The sequence below is a fragment of the Shewanella sp. genome, assembly GCF_048265805.1.
Classification (GTDB): Bacteria; Pseudomonadota; Gammaproteobacteria; order Enterobacterales; family Shewanellaceae; genus Shewanella.
The window spans coordinates 44,637-62,530 of record NZ_JBLXAT010000015.1; the positions used below are offsets into that span (position 1 = coordinate 44,637).

General features: G+C 51.3%; 19 protein-coding genes and 1 riboswitch. Of the genes, 4 read left to right on the top strand and 15 right to left on the bottom strand.

The annotated features are described in order from the left end of the window. Positions 1–28: 28 nt before the first annotated feature. From ACN0TT_RS11800 to moaA, 11 genes are all read right to left on the bottom strand, one after another. Entirely contained in the window at positions 29–721 is a 693-nt protein-coding gene (locus ACN0TT_RS11800; protein ID WP_417762356.1) for a TIGR01621 family pseudouridine synthase, read from the bottom strand. After that, positions 718–1,995 (bottom strand): ATP-binding protein, encoded by a 1,278-nt coding sequence (locus ACN0TT_RS11805; protein WP_417762411.1) that lies wholly within the window; start codon positions 1,993–1,995, stop codon positions 718–720. Before ACN0TT_RS11805 ends, ACN0TT_RS11800 begins: the two co-directional genes overlap by 4 nt. Positions 1,996–2,029: 34 nt before the next feature. Next, complete coding sequence (locus tag ACN0TT_RS11810) at positions 2,030–2,707, bottom strand: response regulator transcription factor (protein ID WP_417762357.1); 678 nt, start codon at positions 2,705–2,707, stop codon at positions 2,030–2,032. A gap of 3 nt (positions 2,708–2,710) precedes the next feature. Further along, on the bottom strand, positions 2,711–3,229 hold the full coding sequence (locus tag ACN0TT_RS11815) for a hypothetical protein (RefSeq protein WP_417762358.1): 519 nt from the start codon (positions 3,227–3,229) through the stop codon (positions 2,711–2,713). A gap of 176 nt (positions 3,230–3,405) precedes the next feature. Beyond that, positions 3,406–4,530, bottom strand: a complete 1,125-nt coding sequence (locus ACN0TT_RS11820) for an ABC transporter ATP-binding protein (RefSeq protein ID WP_417762359.1) — start codon at positions 4,528–4,530, stop codon at positions 3,406–3,408. Continuing rightward, on the bottom strand, positions 4,527–5,189 hold the full coding sequence (gene modB / locus ACN0TT_RS11825; RefSeq protein ID WP_417762360.1) for a molybdate ABC transporter permease subunit: 663 nt from the start codon (positions 5,187–5,189) through the stop codon (positions 4,527–4,529). Before modB ends, ACN0TT_RS11820 begins: the two co-directional genes overlap by 4 nt. Beyond that, entirely contained in the window at positions 5,189–5,902 is a 714-nt protein-coding gene (gene modA / locus ACN0TT_RS11830) for a molybdate ABC transporter substrate-binding protein (protein WP_417762361.1), read from the bottom strand. The genes modB and modA overlap by 1 nt, the downstream gene beginning before the upstream one ends. A gap of 47 nt (positions 5,903–5,949) precedes the next feature. After that, positions 5,950–6,417, bottom strand: a complete 468-nt coding sequence (moaE, locus tag ACN0TT_RS11835; RefSeq protein WP_417762362.1) for a molybdopterin synthase catalytic subunit MoaE — start codon at positions 6,415–6,417, stop codon at positions 5,950–5,952. Between the two features lie 2 nt (positions 6,418–6,419). Further along, complete coding sequence (gene moaD / locus ACN0TT_RS11840; protein WP_238896914.1) at positions 6,420–6,668, bottom strand: molybdopterin synthase sulfur carrier subunit; 249 nt, start codon at positions 6,666–6,668, stop codon at positions 6,420–6,422. 4 nt (positions 6,669–6,672) lie between these two features. Then, the gene (gene moaC / locus ACN0TT_RS11845; protein WP_417762363.1) at positions 6,673–7,149 is read right to left on the bottom strand and encodes a cyclic pyranopterin monophosphate synthase MoaC; all 477 of its coding nucleotides are present in this window, start codon (positions 7,147–7,149) and stop codon (positions 6,673–6,675) included. Positions 7,150–7,222: 73 nt separating this feature from the next. After that, positions 7,223–8,203, bottom strand: a complete 981-nt coding sequence (gene moaA, locus ACN0TT_RS11850; protein ID WP_417762364.1) for a GTP 3',8-cyclase MoaA — start codon at positions 8,201–8,203, stop codon at positions 7,223–7,225. Next, positions 8,191–8,326: riboswitch (molybdenum cofactor riboswitch) on the bottom strand. It overlaps the preceding gene by 13 nt. Before the next feature lie 217 nt (positions 8,327–8,543). On the opposite strand from moaA, the gene ACN0TT_RS11855 reads away from it, so the two are divergent. Together ACN0TT_RS11855 and ACN0TT_RS11860 are read left to right on the top strand one after the other, a co-directional pair. Continuing rightward, on the top strand, positions 8,544–10,190 hold the full coding sequence (locus tag ACN0TT_RS11855; protein ID WP_417762365.1) for an electron transfer flavoprotein-ubiquinone oxidoreductase: 1,647 nt from the start codon (positions 8,544–8,546) through the stop codon (positions 10,188–10,190). Positions 10,191–10,302: 112 nt separating this feature from the next. Beyond that, positions 10,303–12,219: a methyl-accepting chemotaxis protein gene (locus ACN0TT_RS11860; protein ID WP_417762366.1), complete on the top strand. Its 1,917-nt coding sequence runs from the start codon at positions 10,303–10,305 to the stop codon at positions 12,217–12,219. 7 nt (positions 12,220–12,226) lie between these two features. Here the strand turns inward: ACN0TT_RS11860 and ACN0TT_RS11865 are convergent, their stop codons facing one another. Then, complete coding sequence (locus ACN0TT_RS11865) at positions 12,227–13,750, bottom strand: DUF3612 domain-containing protein (RefSeq protein WP_417762367.1); 1,524 nt, start codon at positions 13,748–13,750, stop codon at positions 12,227–12,229. Between the two features lie 120 nt (positions 13,751–13,870). Between ACN0TT_RS11865 and ACN0TT_RS11870 the strand changes: the two genes are divergently transcribed. Then, on the top strand, positions 13,871–14,386 hold the full coding sequence (locus ACN0TT_RS11870) for a malate synthase (protein ID WP_417762368.1): 516 nt from the start codon (positions 13,871–13,873) through the stop codon (positions 14,384–14,386). 159 nt (positions 14,387–14,545) lie between these two features. Then, positions 14,546–15,490 (top strand): YeiH family protein, encoded by a 945-nt coding sequence (locus ACN0TT_RS11875; protein WP_417762369.1) that lies wholly within the window; start codon positions 14,546–14,548, stop codon positions 15,488–15,490. A gap of 64 nt (positions 15,491–15,554) precedes the next feature. Here the strand turns inward: ACN0TT_RS11875 and ACN0TT_RS11880 are convergent, their stop codons facing one another. From ACN0TT_RS11880 to ACN0TT_RS11890, 3 genes are all read right to left on the bottom strand, one after another. After that, the gene (locus ACN0TT_RS11880; protein ID WP_417762370.1) at positions 15,555–15,698 is read right to left on the bottom strand and encodes a hypothetical protein; all 144 of its coding nucleotides are present in this window, start codon (positions 15,696–15,698) and stop codon (positions 15,555–15,557) included. A gap of 141 nt (positions 15,699–15,839) precedes the next feature. Next, positions 15,840–16,472: a paraquat-inducible protein A gene (locus tag ACN0TT_RS11885; protein ID WP_417762371.1), complete on the bottom strand. Its 633-nt coding sequence runs from the start codon at positions 16,470–16,472 to the stop codon at positions 15,840–15,842. A 62-nt stretch (positions 16,473–16,534) separates the two neighbouring features. After that, a complete protein-coding gene (locus ACN0TT_RS11890) occupies positions 16,535–17,752 on the bottom strand; it encodes an HD-GYP domain-containing protein (protein WP_417762372.1) in 1,218 nt (405 codons plus the stop codon). Positions 17,753–17,894 lie beyond the last annotated feature (142 nt).

Sequence of the window (17,894 nt, forward strand, 5' to 3'; positions counted from 1 at the left end):
CTGTTGTAATGCTAATGTTAGCTCCAGCTTACTTTTTGTTCGGCCAAGCTAATTGCCACGGTTCGCCCCAATCGGCTAGTTGCTGCGTCACCGCTTCGGCAACAAACTGCTCGCCGTGAGTCGGGGCACATAAGTAGTTAAACGCCTGCCCTTGCCAGTTAAACTGCAGACCATAGGCATGTAGATAACCACGCGCAGCGCCATGATCAGCCACGCAATAAAGTGGATCACCTAATATCGGCACGCCAACACTATTAAGCGCGACCCGCAGTTGGTGTGTTTTGCCGCTCAACGGCTTGAGAAGATATAACCGTACGCCATCGCCGACGGCTTGGCTAAAGAACTGAGTGATTGCGGGATTCTCGGTGGTACGCAACAACTTGTACATGCCTCGCCGTGACTTAGCCATATCACCAACTACCCAACCTTGTTTCTTCTTCGGCTTGCCTTGGGCTAAGGCGAGATAAAACTTCTGCACCTGATGTTGAGTGAACAGCTCAGTAAATTGCGCCGCCGCCTGCGAACTGCGCGCCAACAGCAGCAAGCCCGAGGTCATGGTATCGAGCCGATGCACGGCAAATAGCTTAGTGCTGAGGTCATGCTCAACTTGCGCCACTAGGCCAGCGTGACCATCTTGACTGTGAAAGTGCACGCCGGGGGCTTTATCCACCACTAAGAAATCGGGTTCGTCAGCGATGATATGGTAATTAGGTGAACTCATGGTTTAAAGGTGAGCGTGACCAGCAGACCGGGCTGGTTGTCGCTTAATTCAATCGTGGCATGGTGGCGCGATAATATCGCTTTTACCATCGAAAGCCCAAGACCATTGCCTTGTTCATGACGGCTAGGATCGAGTCGCACCAAGCGCTCAAACACTCGCTCACGGGCATCGACCGGAATTCCTGGGCCATTATCAGCAATCGTTATCACGTTGTAATGCTGGCGAATACTGATGTGCGCCCCTGCCCCGGCATATTTAATGGCATTGTCGACTAAGTTAAACAGCGCTTGAAATAACAGGTGCTTATCGCCAGAAATCACACAATCTTCATCGGTTGTTAAAGCCAGTTGTTGCTGTTGCTCTTCCGCTAATGCTTCTGCCATCTCTAACAAATCATCACACAACTCTTGGAGCCGCACAGGGGTTAACTCGAGATCTTGCTGCCCTTCTTCGATACGCGTCAAAGCCAACATGGCGTTAAAGGTCGCGAGGCAGTGATCGAGCTCATCGGTCAACTCACCGCAGCGTTCGGCTAATTTTTCTGGCGGATAGTAAGGCAGTTGCTCAACACCAATACGCAAATGCGACAACGGTGTGCGCATATCGTGGGCGATGTTGTCTGTCACCCCGCGTACGGCATGCAAGTTGTGTTCGAGCGTGTCAAGCACCCGATTAAACTGCGCCGCCAACATATCAAACTCGTCATTGCGTTTCCCCACTGGCAAGCGGGTGTTGTAGTAGCCTTGCTCAATCCGTTCGCTCAAGCGGTTGTAGTGCAGCAAACGTCGCAGTAAGCCTTTGGAAAACAGATACCCCATGGCAAAGGTGAGCAAAATGGTCAGCGCCATTGCCGTCAGTGCCACGTTAACAAATTTAGTGATCAGCGCGGCGAGTTGGTCAGTACGCGTAGCTATCAGCACTGGCCCGTAGCGAGTAATGACAATGCCCCCTGTGAGAATATGAATTTTCTCACTACTGCCAACCAGAATAGGAAACTCTTTGGTGTCTGGCAGCAACGGCATATCTTCAGGCATGATGCTGAGTGAGCCGAGCAGCTCTAGCCCCGCTTGCCACGCAATCAAGGCCGTACGTGAATCTGCGGTGCGGATCTGCGCCGCAAACGCTCGCCGATCAACCGTGAGAGCCAGTTGTTGGTAACGTTGCGCTTCTGAAATCAGATGCTGCTCTACCTGCAGTTTTTGCTCGGCCACCAGCTGACGGTACACCACATACAACAAGCTACCGATAATGAGCGTTACCAGTAGCGAAAAGATAATAGCAATGCGCCACACACTGCTTTGGTGCGGCTTAATTGCCTTTGCGGAGGCGATAACCTGCTCCTCGGACGGTCTCAATCAGATCACCATGACCTAACTCTTCAAACTTACGCCGCAGTTTAGCAATATGTACGTCGATAACGTTAGTACGTGGATCAAAATGATAGTCCCACACCGCTTCAAACAGCAGGGTGCGGCTGACCACTTGATTGGCATGTTCCATCAAGTATTTCAGTAACAGAAACTCTTTAGGTTGTAGCAACAACTCTTGCCCATCAAGTTTGACCGAACGGGTCAGCAGTTCCATGCTGAGCGGCCCCACTTGCATATCGGTTTTGGCCGGAGCCCCACCGCCGCGTTGCATCAATTTTTCGGCACGAACCAGTAGCTCAGAGAACGCAAATGGCTTGGTCATGTAGTCATCGCCACCGGCTCGTAGCCCTTTGACCCGTTCATCAACATGGCTCAGCGCCGAAAGAATTAGTACGGGTGTTTGATTACCAGTGGCACGCAGCGCCGCGAGCAGTTTTAAGCCATCAAGTTGCGGCAACATGCGGTCTAAAATAATCAGATCGAAACTACCGCTGGTCGCTAACACTAAGCCGTGTTGGCCATCGCTAGCGGTTTCAATGCCATAGCCCTGCTCAACAAAGCCTTTGGCGATATAATCAAGGGTGGTGCTGTCGTCTTCTACAAGTAAGATTTTCATCCATCAGTCCCATTTCAACAGCGGCAGTTGCCGCTGATGGTCAATATCATAAGCTAAGCGCTCACTACCGTCGGCGTTTAGCAGTTTAAGTTCGACATAACTGATCCCTAAACCACGGTCGAGTTTAGCGGCGATCAGTTTGCCCTGTTTATGCGCCAGCGCTTGATTCAGAATTTGACTGAATTGCAGCTGTTGTTGCTGCAGGTGTTGCACCACGCGTAACAATGTATCTTCACTGTCTAACCGCTGGTCTTGCTGTTTGAGCAACACGCCGTCATGGGCATTTAATAACAATAGATGGCTGGTCTTGGTGATTGGTTCAATCAGTTGGATATCATATTGCACTTGCTGCTGTTTGGTGCTGATGCTGAACTGGGTCACCACGCCGGGAAATTGCTGTTCAACCTTTGCGATGAGCCGCCGTGGTGCCAGTAATTCACCATTATTCAAGCCTTGCCAATAGGATGGAGTCGCCAGCGCTGTCGTTGATATCAAACTCAGCGCGACTAAAATCAACCTCATGCAGCCTCCCACTATTGGCGAACCGCCTCAACCTTGTAACGGCCAGTGGCTCCGTTGTTAAGTATTGACGCTATCGCGTGATTTACTTATTTAACGGCAGTATAACGAACTCCACTTTAAAGCAGCATGGAAGCTAGATTAAGTTTTGATCATCTAAGTTTGTGTGAGCTATGGGGCTATCCGTCGATGCTATCAAACAGATGGATCATCTCAGATTTAAGGGCAACCTCCGTGACCATGCCTTCATGAAAACCGAGCTTGTCGGCGAGGTTTACGGTCACTTCCGCTTGCAGTTGCTGCGATACGCCCGCCACCGAGCACACTACGCGCACTAAGTCGCCCATCACTAACATGGATGCGATGGTGACCGATAGTTTATTGAAACTACGAGGTAAACGTCCTTGGCTAATCGAGTTAAACCGTACGCCTTGGTTGGGGATCACCCAACGCACCGTCATGCCCAACTGCAACTGCCCGGGATTGATACAGGCAATGCGCTGCTCACCAAACTGTAGCCACGCCAGTTGCTGCTGGTTTTCCAAGGCAACCACTTCCGCACTGAAGATATTACGCAGCCCCATATGGCGCGCCACCACTTCATTGTTTGGTTTAGCCATCACCGCTAGCGGTGCGCCTTGCTGTAGCAACTTGCCTTGGCTGATTAACGCCACTTTGTCGGCCAACAATATCGCTTCGTTGATGTCGTGGGTAACCATGATGACCGGAATATTCAGTTGCCGTTTCAGTTGCGCTAACTCGATGTATAACCGTTCGCGAGTCCCCCGATCAACCGCCGAGAACGGTTCATCGAGCAATAGCACTTGTGGATTACGCGCTAAAGCACGCGCCAGTGCTACCCGCTGTTTCTGCCCACCGGAAAGTTGGTGCGGCAAGCGTTCAGGAAAACCTTGTAGATTCACCCGCCGTAACCAATCCTGTGCTTGTTGGTGCCGTTGCGCTTTCGGCAGATGATCTAACGCCGCCATCACATTCGCTTCGGCATTCAGATGAGGAAATAGCCCAAAATGCTGCGGCACATAGCCAAGGTGGCGCTGTTGTGGCGTCAAACATAACCGTTCATTAACCCAAACCTGCTCACCACAGCGAATTTCGCCCTGCTCCGGTTGGCTCAAACCCGCAATCATTCGTAGCAAGGTCGTTTTGCCACCACCAGATGGTCCCACCACGGCTAAGAGTTCTCCCGCAGCGCAGTGAAACTCCGCCTGCAACGCGATGCCCTGCTGTTGATTGATGCGAACTTGCAACGCGCCAGCTTGCTGAAGCGCTATTGAGCTTGTCATTGGCGCACCACCCGCCGCGACATGGCCGAGGTAATAGCTAAGGTCACCATGGCAAACAACACCAGCAGCATCGACATCACGCCCGCGGCATCATAATCAAGATCCTGTACTCGGTCGTAGATGGCAATTGATAGGGTTTTTGTTTCGCCAGCGATGGCACCGCCCATCATCAATACCACGCCGAACTCACCCAACACGTGGGAGAAACTCAACACAAACGCCGTAAGAATGCCAGGCCACGCCAGCGGTAATTCCAAGCGCCAAAAGATGCGCCAGCGACTCATGCCACAGCAAGCAGCGGCATCACGGAGCTCCGCCGGAATCGCTTCAAACGCCCGTTGAATGGGCTGCACCGCAAAGGGAATATTGATAATAATGGAGGCGATAACGAGGCCGGAGAAATGAAACACCAATTGGATATCGAGGTAGCGCTCAAGCATTGCGCCAAGCCAACTTTCTCGCCCCAGCCCCACCAACAGGTAATAGCCAACGACAGTCGGCGGCAACACCAGCGGGATCATGATCAGCGCTTCAAGCCAAGCTTTACCGAACAGTTGCCGATAAGCGAGTGTGCGCCCCAGCCACAACGCTAACGGCAATAAAATCAGGACGCTCACTAGCGCCAGTTTGCCCGACAGCCACAGCGCCACCCAATCCATTAACGACTATCCGGCAAACCAAAGCCAAACTCAGTAAACACCGCCTGTGCTTTGGTGGATTGCAGATACTGATAAAACTGTTGGGCCTCTGCGCTGGCAGATTTCATTAGCACCATCCGCTGAGCCAACGGCGTATAACCGTGATCGAGAGCGATATAACGCCCGCGTTGACGAAACTGCGGTGCCAACACCAGTGATAACGCCACGATACCGCCATCGGTGGAGCCACTCAGCGCAAACTGCGCGGCTTGCGAGACGTTTTCGCCATAAACTAAGTTGCCTTGCAGCGCTTGCCATAGGCCGTGATGTTGCAGCAGTTCTCGCGCGCGATCACCATACGGTGCATGGACAGGATTGGCGATGGCAAAGCGTGTGATTTTGTTATTAGCCACGAGCTGCTTGAGGGAGTTCAGTTGATCATCCAACTGGATAGGCGAGTTATTCGGTACCGCTAAAGCCAGCTTGCCATAGGCATACACCACCCCTGCATCAAGGGTTAAGCCCTTATCAACCAACGCCTCGACATACTTTTCATCAGCAGATAAAAACAGTTCAAAGGGCGCGCCGTGGCTGAGTTGGGTAACAAAATTACCGGAAGAACCATAGGACAACTGCACTTGGCGACCCGTGTCGCTGCGATACTGGCTGACCAGCTGTTCCATGGCAAACTTGATATTTGCCGCCGCAGCTACCTTGGGCAACGGCGCGGCCATGGTTGCACTACAAAAAAGTAAGCTAAACAACCATAGCCAGTAGCACATCAATCTTCTCCGTTATTCCAAGCTTGCGCGGCTTGCTCATCAGAGTCGCGCGCTTCCACCCAATGTTTGCCATCGGGACTGGCTTCTAATTTCCAGAACGGTGCTTTGGTTTTCAGGAAATCGATCAAGAATTCACAGGCGGCAAACGCCGCTTTGCGGTGCGCGCTGCTAACGCCAATAAACACGATCTGCTCACCCAGATGCATAGTGCCAACTCGGTGAATGATAGTGACAAAGTTCAGCGGCCAACGCTCGCGCGCTTCGGCCACAATCTTATGCAATACCGCCTCGGTCATGCCGGGATAGTGTTCTAGGGTCAGGTCGGTCACGACACTGCCATCATTAAAATCACGCACTTTACCAACAAAGGTCACCAGCGCACCGTCACTGTTGTCGCCAGCAATACGCTGATACTCAGCCGGTACGTGGAAATCCTCACTCTGCACGACGATGCGATCCGCTTGCATGGTTAGCCTCCGGTTACCGGTGGGAAAAAGGCCACTTCATCACCGTCGCTTACAGCAGCTTGCCATTGGCTCATGGTTTGGTTGATAGCCACCAGCAGTTTGTCTGAGTCCAGCACTTGCGCCCATTTGTCATTTTGGCCCGCTAGATGCGCACGCAGCTCAGCCGCAGTGGCGATATTATCCGCTGCCACTTGGATTGAGGCCGTACCTAACAGTTCGCGTACTTGTGCAAAAAATAAGACGTTAATCATTGGGTTATACCTTAAAGTGGCCAGACTTACCGCCACGTTTTTCTAACAAACGTACGCCAGTAATGTGCATATCTTTTTGTACCGCTTTACACATATCGTAAATGGTCAGAGCCGCAACTGATGCAGCGGTCAGTGCTTCCATCTCTACCCCAGTTTTACCACTCAGTTTACACAAACTGGTGATACGCACACGGTTGTGCTCGGGTTGGGCTTCCAGATCCACTTCCACTTTTGTCAACATCAATGGGTGACACAAAGGGATTAACGCCGAGGTGTTTTTAGCCGCCATAATGCCAGCGATACGCGCTGTAGCGAATACATCACCTTTGTGATGACTGCCGCTGATAATCATTTCCAATGTGGCGGGGGCCATTTCGATAAAGGCTTCGGCGCGCGCTTCACGTTCGGTGACCAACTTTTCAGTCACGTCCACCATGTGTGCATTACCATCAGCATTGATATGGGTAAAACTGTCAGACATATCGTTAACCTATGTCGAATAAAAATGGGAAAAAGACAAAAACACCAGCGCTGGCACATTGATGCGCCAGCGTTTAACCACCAATAGAGGCCAGATGTTGCGTCACGCCGGTAAAGCCTTGATGCAGGAAATGGGTTTCCTTTTTCAGGCGTAGCTGGGCGTGCAAACGTTCAACCAACTCTGGACGTTGTGCTGGTGATTGCAATAAATCACGTAAATCTAGCCCTTGTTCAGTAAACAAACACAGGTGCAATTTACCGTTAGCCGACACGCGCAAGCGGTTGCAAGTCGAGCAGAAATTAGGTGAGTACGGCATGATCAAACCGATGCGTCCTTGATAATCCGGATGGCTAAAGTTGCGCGCTGGGCCATCATCCACATCGGACTGATCCAATTGCCAACCTTCCGCCTGCAAACGCGCTTGAATATCGGCACCGGCGAGGTGATGCGTATTAAAATATTCTTCGCCCAAACCGGTTTGCATCAGCTCAATAAAACGCAGATCAATAGGTGTGGATTTGATCCAATGCAGAAAGCGTGGCAGATCTTTGTCGTTAAGATCTTTGAGCAGTACCGCGTTGATCTTCACGCGCTCAAAGCCAGCCTCTAACGCCGCATCAATTCCACGCATCACTGAATCAAACTTATTTTCACCAGTGATTTGGTAAAACATACGCGGGTCGAGGCTATCAACCGAAACGTTAATGCGACGCAAACCTGCGTCATACCACTCTTGCGCATTTTGCTGGAGGCGATAGCCGTTGGTGGTTGTGGCAATAGTTTTGACTTGCTCGTTAGCGGCAACAGCACGGACGATATCAGTAAAATCTTTACGCAGCGTAGGTTCGCCACCAGTAATACGGATTTTTTGCGTGCCCACTTCGGCGAAAGCACCGACGAGTTGCTCAATTTCGCTGAGCGTCATAAAAGACTGCTTACCGTTTGGACGATAACCGTCAGGCAAACAGTAGCCACATTTGAAATTACATACGTCGGTAACCGACATGCGCAGATAGTGAAACCTGCGACCAAAATTGTCTTGCAGTTGGGACATGATCACCTTTCCAAATACGGGAGGTGAGGTCATTTCTTCCCTCACCCCGGTGGCGTTATTGCCACGGCTATCACCCCGTATCTTCAATGACGTAGGGATCATAGCTCGGAGAACCGTCAGGCCTTCATTATAGGTGTAAACCCAGCGCAACAAAACCCCTAAGCAGATTGTTTTATCTTCACTATTTACTTCTTAAAGTGCATTCTGTGACTATTATCAATATCTTGTTTCACCATGCACTGTCGTCGTAAAAATGTGCGTAGTCACCAACTGCAGTTAATGTGAACAGCGCGAATACTATAATTACATCGCCCACATTAACCCCGACAAAGGTAACAACATGGAACGCGAATCAATGGATTTTGATGTGGTGATCGTTGGCGCTGGCCCCGCGGGGTTAGCGGCAGCTTGTCGTTTAATGCAAATTGCTAACGATACCGAGCAACCACTCTCTGTTTGCGTGGTAGAGAAAGGCGCTGATGTTGGTAGCCATATTCTCTCTGGCGCCCTATTAGAAACCACTGCCTTAGATGAGCTTTTTCCTGACTGGAAAAACATGGACGTACCGCTAGATGCCGCCGTCACCCATGACGAGTTTCATTGGCTCAGTGCTGACGCCGCCAAAACTATTCCCCACCGATTCGTGCCTAAGTCGATGGCGAATGAAGGCAACTTTATGGTCAGCGCTGGCAATCTGTGCCGTTGGCTGGCGCAGCAAGCCGAGGCGCTCGGTGCCGACATCTTCCCTGGCTTTGCTGCCAAAGAGCTGCTCATTGACGAAGAGTTGAATACGATCACTGGCATTTTGATTGGTGACATGGGACGCGATAAAGATGGCACCAAAAAAGACGGCTTTGTCCCTGGCATGGAATTACGCGGCAAATACACCATTTTTGCTGAGGGCTGTCGCGGCCACTTAGGTAAAAAGCTGGTCAAACATTACCATCTGGATAACGGTAAAAGCCCGCAACATTACGGTCTTGGTTTCAAGGAGGTATGGCGCGTTCCCGCGGCACAACATCAGCTAGGTAAAGTCGTGCATACTGGCGGTTGGCCACTTACCGAAGCCTCTGGCGGCGGTTTTATCTACCATATGGATAACCAATTAGTCGCGGTAGGGCTGATTGTTGACCTTAACTATCGTAATCCGCACCTAAGTCCGTTTGATGAATTCCAACGCTACAAAACGCATCCACTCTTGGCGGCGTTACTCACAGATGGCGAACGTGTCGCCTACGGTGCTCGCGCCATCAGCAAAGGCGGTTTTAACTCACTGCCGAAGATGAGTTTTCCCGGTGGTCTGCTGATCGGCTGTGATGCTGGCACCCTCAACTTTGCCAAGATTAAAGGCATTCATACCGCGATGAAGAGCGGTATGTTGGCCGCAGAAACCCTCGCAGAAGCGTTTATGAAAGGCGTCGATGCTGGTAAAGATCTCGACTGCTTTGCCACCCGCATGGAGCAAAGTTGGCTGCACGATGAGCTGCACAGCGCCCGCAATTTTGGCCCAGCGCTGCATCGCTTTGGTACTGTGGTTGGCGGCATGTTTAACTACATCGAGCAAAACTGGTTTAACGGTCATTTCCCGATGACGTTGCGCGATGATAAGGCGGATTATCGTAGCTTAGGCAAAGCGGCAGATTTCCCAAAAATCGATTATCCCGCCCCTGACGGCAAGCTCACATTTGACCGTTTATCATCTATCTATTTGTGTAATATCGCTCACGAAGAAGACCAACCTTGCCACCTATTGCTGCGCGATCAGCAGATCCCCATCACCAGCAACCTACCGCTGTTTGATGAGCCGGCACAACGTTATTGTCCGGCAGGGGTTTATGAAATCGTCAACGCGGCCGATAAACCTAAGTTCGTGATAAATGCGCAAAACTGCATCCACTGTAAAACCTGTGATATCAAGGACCCAGCGCAGAATATTCGTTGGATAACCCCTGAAGGTGGTAGCGGGCCCAATTACTCGGGCATGTAACATTTACCATTTACCATGATGTGACACATTGCACTCCGAGCTGGTGTGTGGATAATTTCGCCCGCCATTTGATAGGCATGTCGCCTGAGTAACATTAGAAGTTGATGTAACTATGCTGAATAAGCTCTCCATAAAACAAAAATTTATCTTAACCATGATTTTTGCCGTACTAATTCCTAGCCTCGTGGTCGGTATCCTAGGCCAGCGCAGTGCTCGTGAAGTGATCAGTCAGCGCATGCTCGGCAATGAACTCCCTAACCTGTTACTGCAGATCCGCTATCGTCTGGAGCGTGAAATCGGCGGCCTAGCCGATGCCGCTCAGCAGCTCGGCGAAGATCCAATCCTCAACGATTGGTTACAACGCGGCCGCCCTGATGCTCAAGAGCCACTGGTCGAACAACGTCTACAAGCGCTGTACGATCAATATTCGCTCAGCCAAGCCTCGTATGCAGATCGCCAAACGGCGGCATATTACACGCAACGTGGTTTATTGCGGGTGTTGACCCGCGAGCAAGACCCGTGGTTTTTTGCTTATCGCGATAGCGGCAACCAAAAAATGCTCAAGCTATACACCGCCAAAGATACCGGTGAAGTGCAGCTGTTTATCAACTATCAACAAGTGAATGGCCGCGCCTTGGTAGGCTTAGGCAAAAGCCTGAATGACATGGCACAGCTGGTCAGCAGTTTTAAAGTGGAGCAGACAGGGCAAGTTTATTTGGTGGATGCCGCAGGTACGGTGGAAATCCACCGCAACAAAGCCTTAGCAGGTAAAGCCAAATTACAGCAGATGTATGGCAACATTGATCTGCAGCAACTGCTGCAACAGCAAGAGATGGCGTTGACCAGCGTTGATACACCAAAAGGCACCTTACTGTTAGCTAGTAGCTACATGCCTGATATCGGCTGGTACCTCGTGGCCGAAGTGCCACAAAGCGAAGTGTTTGCCGCCTTAGATAGTGCCACATGGCAGATTTTGCTGTGGACACTGGTGATCTGTGCCAGCTTCATCATTATGGCAGTTATCGGTGGCGGGTCTATCAGCCGTCCGATTAGCGCTGCCGCGGCCATGTTTGAAGAGCTTGGCCAAGGCGATGGTGATCTGCGTAAACGCTTACCGGAAGATAGTGCCGACGAGCTCGGCCGTCTAGCCAAAGGCTTCAATCGTTTTGTCGATAAAATCCAGCAGTCGATGCAGGCCGTTGCCAGCACCAGCCATACGCTGACCGAATCGGCGCAAGCAGCTGCGAGCCATGCTCGCCAAACCGCGCAAGACAGCGAAACCCAACACGGCCATGCCATGACCGTAGCCACTGCGGTCAACCAGATGGGTGCCACCGTAAATGAGATTGCGGCCAATGCTGCCCAAGCGGCCGATTCCGCCAAAGAAGCAGATGATGATGCGGCCAATGGCCAAGTGGTCGTCTCTCGAGCCAAAGCAACCATTAGTGATCTCTCTAATGACATCAGCGATATGGCCACCATCATCGCTAACTTGTCACAGAATACCGATGCCATTGGCTCAATTTTGGACGTGATCCGCAGCATCTCCGAACAAACCAATTTGCTGGCATTGAATGCGGCGATTGAGGCTGCCCGCGCGGGCGAAGCTGGCCGAGGTTTTTCGGTGGTCGCTGACGAAGTACGCAATCTGGCGGCACGCACCGCCAACTCAACCGATGAAGTGCAGCAGATGATCAACAAGTTGCAGACCGAAGCAAGTAACGCAGTGAATGCCATGCAACGCAGCCAACAACGTTCCGAGCAAGGGGTGCAAGCGGCGGATGAAGCCGCCGCAGCATTAGAACAGATTATTGCGCGGATTTCGGTGATCACTGAGATGAACATTCAAGTGGCCGCCGCCACCGAAGAGCAGTCCAGCGTGGTGAATGAAATCAACCATCACCTGACCGATATCAGCGACGTCACCGCCCGCAGCGAAAGCCGTGCTGCCGAAGGGGCACAGGCCAGCGAACACCTCAATAAACTGGCATCATCCCTGAGCCAATTGGTGCAGCAGTTCCGCGTTTAGGTCAGCACTAACGGTCAGAGGTTCCGTGGCACTCAGCGTAACAACTGGGTGACCGCGGACATACGCCGCCACGGGCGCAGATCAGCCGAGCTTGCTGATTTAAGCCGCGCTCCAACCAATGGATGTTGAGAATACGGGCAATGGTGTGCAGCTTACGTTTGATCGGCGCCGGAATCGCTACCTCCCCGCCATTGGCGACACACACCTGTTTCAGCGCCGCAGCGAGTTCTGCCGCATCTTCCCCCTGCGCTTCTATAGCAGGATTAAGATCAATCCCGGCACATAACACGCGCTGATTACCGGCCAGATCTTGCACGCTGACCGACTCACAGCAATAGATGCGGGTTTGTTGCGCAGTATCCAGCAGTGAAATTTGCGCCGCGCTGCCGCTTTGTGGCTCAGTCAACATGCGAAACACCGACCAATGCTGACAAGGGTCGGCTACCGTGCGCATATTACCCCACGGCAGGGGAATGCCATTGCCACGATATACCGCTTTCAATTTGCCCGGCGCGTAGGCATCAAAATAGTGCCAATGAGGATAAGGCGACACCACCGTCATACGGCGCATTGCCACCGAAGGCGATACCTGCGCCCGCTCATGCACGTTGACCTCGTAACCATGACGGTCAAGCAGTTGCCGAAATGGCACTTTCGGGCACAGCAAGGCACCCGCAAAAAAGCTCGCCTCAAACTCGCGCCACGCCTGCAAAATATCTTGCGCATTCACCGAAGTGGACGGCATCAGCACCGCATCTGCTGCACTGGCCGAGCCGATACTGAGCACACTGTTGAAGCCATCGCTATTGTGCAATACGCAGTGACCAATATGCACCGCTAAATCATATTTCATGCGCGTGAGGCTAGTTTTGAGGATCTCATTTAGCGCCAACTGGCCGGGCCCATCAAGGTAGGAGGTCACCACCCGCTGCCCGCTAATACCGTGCGCATCGACCACCGTTGTCGGCGCCTCGGTAAACCAGCGGATCTGTAATCCTTGCGCTTTAGCGAGCGCTAACATCTCCTCCACCGTCAGCGCTAGCTGTTTCAAGCCAACCTCTTCGGCGGCGCGCTCCAAGTCAGGAAAGTGGTTTTGGTGATACTCCTGATATGCTCGAATCAATAATTGGGCGAACTGGCGCCCACTGGTACCGGTTTGCGACAGCATCTCCGGAATCGCAATCTGCAAAATATCGCCGGAAAACAGAAAGCCCGGTTCAAGCGGCATCCCCGCCAGGCCGCCGTGCTTGCCTTTTTGCGGCACGATGGCATCGTCGCTCGGCGTGTCATCCAAAAACCAGTCGAGATCTTTTTGAAACACGGTGGCAATCACCCGCAGCATCGCCACGCTTGGCGTACGTTTGCCACGTTCAATCATCGACAGATAAGACACCGATGGCGCACTTTCCGAATCGACTCGAACGCAGCGAGCCGACAGGTCTTCCATCGTTAAATGGTTACGTTTCCGTAAATTACGGATTTTGGTGCCAAGAAAGTGTGACTTACGGGTCAAGCTGAGTTCTGGACGCATTTTGTAAAATTCACAATGTAGAATTTTTATTGTGAAATTATAGTTAGCTTTTCGATAGGCTACAAAATATCCAATTAAGGAGAGTCTTAACCACTAACCTCGGCAATACAGGAGAGCAGCATGAGCATGTCACTACCGCTAACTGAGCTAAAAACCCACCATCCACGTATTGCTGCCGCCGTGCTAGCAACCGAATCACTCCGGCAACGTCATATTGCCGATAAGTTGCATCATGCCAAGCAACTGATGGATGAGTTATTTCCACTCAGCAAAGGGTCCCATCAGGATGTCACCAGTTATCTAGTGTATTACCAACATCTGTTGGCATGCCATAAAGATGGGGTGCTGACAGGGTTGCGTCAACCCAGCCAATTTGTCGCGTTAGGTGGGCAGCGCGAGCAGCCGCAAAGCCTGTTGTTGAAACATGAAAGTGGCTGCCATTTAGCGCTGTGTTTTGATGTGCAGGGCGATATCGGCGCCAGTGATACGGCCAATCTGCAAGACGTATGCTTGGAGAACGGCCAGCTGCCCCGGCAACAACGTCATTGGCTCAGCCTACTGCATGACACACCATTATTGGCCGCCATAGAGCATAACTTTACCGCGAGAAATGGTCACCAATATGCCTTTGTATAATGACGCAACTAGCCACTCACCTCGATCAGCCCACTTTTTAGTGGGCGACATTCAATTTTATTTAATCACTGTATAAAGTTAATTTGATTTTTCTCATTGTCTGCGATTTTTTATACTGCGTTGACTTCGCCAATGACGGCAGTAAAAGGACAATGTTTGATGTTAGCCAGTGCCACGCTGCAGCCGCGTTATCGCAAAGCGCTGTTTTTAACCCTCGCACTCTGCTGTTTGCTACCGGCAGTCAATTCCCCTACGGCACTGATTCTGGGCTTTATATTGGCGAATGTCATTGGTGTGCCGCAAGATTGGCCAATTGGCGCGGCGACCAAGAAACTGCTGTCACTGTCGATTATCTGTTTAGGTTTTGGCATTCCGTTTAGCCAAGCACAGCAAGTGACGCTCACCAACCTGCCACTAATCCTCGGCTCCATCATTACCACTATCGTGCTCGGCACACTGCTGGCCAAACTGTTCAAGTTGGAACGTAACACCGGCCACTTAATCGCGTGTGGTACCGCCATCTGTGGTGGCAGCGCCATTGCAGCGGTCGCTCCCGCCATTAATGCCAAGAACGACCAAACCGCGCTAGCCTTGGCGTGCGTGTTTGTGCTCAATTCGCTCGCGCTGTTTCTGTTTCCGCTGCTTGGTCATATGCTCAATCTCACTCAACACGAGTTCGGCGTATGGAGCGCCATTGCAATCCACGACACCTCGTCGGTAGTGGGCGCCGCCTCTGCTTACGGCGAAGAAGCGCTGAAAACCGCGACCACCATTAAGTTGGCGCGCGCATTGTGGATAGTGCCGATTGCGGCATTAAGTGCCATGTGGTTTGGCGGTGAACGCAAACTCAGAGTGCCAACGTTTATTGTGTATTACTGTTTGGCTATCGCCATCAGCAGCCTGTTACCGCAAGGCCAACCACTGTACGACGGTTTATTTATCGCGGGGAAACGTTTACTGATTGTGTGCTTATTTTTGGTCGGCTGCGGCATTACGATTAGCAAGCTGCGGACACACGGGGTGAGGCCATTACTCAGTGCAACACTGTTGTGGATGGCGATCGCCAGTGGCTCATTGACGGTGGTGATGCTAACCAGTCACTGACGGTCTAATCCGAGATCAACGTGTGGATGATGACAATCGCGGCATTGTAACGCAGTAGAATCGGCTATTTGGGTGTGTTTTCAGGCTTAGCGAATAGCCACCACAAGCCGATAAATGTCAGCAGATACAACAGCGCCTGCACGCTAGCCGAGCAATAATTTGCGAGTAGCAACACCATAACCGCCAACAACAACGCTAACAGTCTCATCCAAACTTAGCCCCTAAGTGATATTGCTCACAATTATTGCGAGTTCCTCCTTAACGAGCCAAGATTGAAACGCCATATTTAATAACCAAAGGCTTTATAAAATCTATTTTTATCGCTTTTAGCTATTAAGATGGCAAACAGTTAAACGATTGGCGCAGGTTGTGGACGATGGCTCAAGCTATGCCCCAGCAACGACAGCAAGCAATAACCTAGAAAGAACCAAAAGCCACTGCCCAACTGCGCGTGAGTGGTCACTAGGTCACCCATTCCTGCGGAGGCATCGCCTGCCATAAAGCTGATAATCAACGCCACGACAAACACATCCGCCATTGACCACTTAGATAAGGCGCCGGAGCACCAGTGCAACTTAGCAGCCAACCGCGGTGGCACCATGAACGCCGTTAGCGTTAATAGAATTTTGATGACCGGCACAATCACCGAGAACAACACCACCAGCAGCGCCACTAAGTGATTACCGCTGCGGTATAGCTCCGTCACTGTGCCCCAAATACTGCGGGTTTTATCAAATACCGCCACTTCGCCTTGGAGGTTATTAAGCCCTAACACACCCGCCACCATGTTGATCATGTTACGTGCTTGCTGGCGGTCTTCATCTGAATCACTGGCAACTCGGTCAGCCAGCATATCGATACCTGCCGCCGACAGTTTGGCTTTTTCAACCGTACCACTGAGCGACAGTATAGGTTGCGTCACTCCGGGAATAAGCAGCGCGAGTGCCAGTAGTAACAGCACCATAGATTTCCAGTGCAACATGTCAGCTCCTTCAAAACAGCAAAGGCCAGCAAAATGACGGGCCTGCGACAGTATATCGGCTGTTAAGCTGAATAGAAGGGGCTAGGGTCAACATCCATGCTACTTGGGGAGATACCTCGTTCAATGTTGAGCGCTGAACTTTTCACATCAACCAGTTCAACAGGTGTCAGCTGTTTCAGCTTGTTGTTATAGAAACACTTCACGATGGGATGTAGAACATCACGATCTGCTGTATCCCACACAATGCCGACACGGCCATCCGACAGTTCCACCAAAGAGCCAACCGGGTAAACACCGATACAGCGGATAAACTCATACACTAAGCTTTCATCCAGATGGAACGGGGTCAGGCTCAGTAGAATTTTAAATGCCGCTGCGGGGCTCATCGCCTCTTTATAGCAACGAGTTGCGGTTAACGCATCGTAAATATCGACAATACAACTCATGCGGCCATGTAGCGGGATCTCATTGCCCTTGAGACCACGTGGATAGCCGTTGCCATCGAGTTTTTCGTGATGCATTAAACATACATCTTTACTGATCTGGTCAATCCCATCGGCCTCCGCCATGATCGGCATGGCGTACACTTGGTGCAGCTTCATATGCTCAAACTCTTCCGGCGTTAATTTGCCCGGTTTATTGAGCACCGCATCATCGACTTTCACTTTACCGATATCATGCAAAATGCCACCAATCGCCAGCAACTTGAGCATCGCGCGGTCAAAGTTGAGATAGCGGCCAAAAGTGACCAACAGCACCGCCACATTGACGGAATGTTCCAGCAAGTAGGCATCTTTCGAGCGCAACGCACTGACGCATTTGAGCGCATCTGAGTGCCCCATCACCGACTCAATCATATTGTCTGCTAAGGCAGCAAACGGCTCGACTTCAATCGCTTTACCTTCAAACGTTTCAGACAAGACTTTGCGGATCAATCCCTTGGCTTCGGTGAGTAGCAATTTGGCATTGTTTTGTGCTTGTTGACGATTGGCGGGTTTAGCCGGTGACTTAGGTACAGGTGGCGTAGGTGGCGGTGGCTCTATCGCTGCATTCGCGGCAGCATTGGGGGACGGCGGAGCAACATCTGAACGTCCAGCATCAACCCATACATATTGAATGCCTTTAGCCTTTAACATGCCTATAGAACTACGTTTCGACAACTTTCCCGCATGCGTCACAGCAAGCCGCCCATTCGTTTCAATGGCGGCGACAAACATGCCAACTTCAAGGTTGGCGACAGGCACTTTGATCAGATCAGCGATCTGCAAGGCTTCCGACATGTAACAACTCCAAGCAATGTTCCATATTACACGTGTTGATAAAACGCTATTTTGAGCGATAGGCATCGCTCAAAATACATCGTCGTTGAGAAGCCTAATTTTATAAGCTAATCGAGGAGTTTGCCTGCATAACAGTCAAACT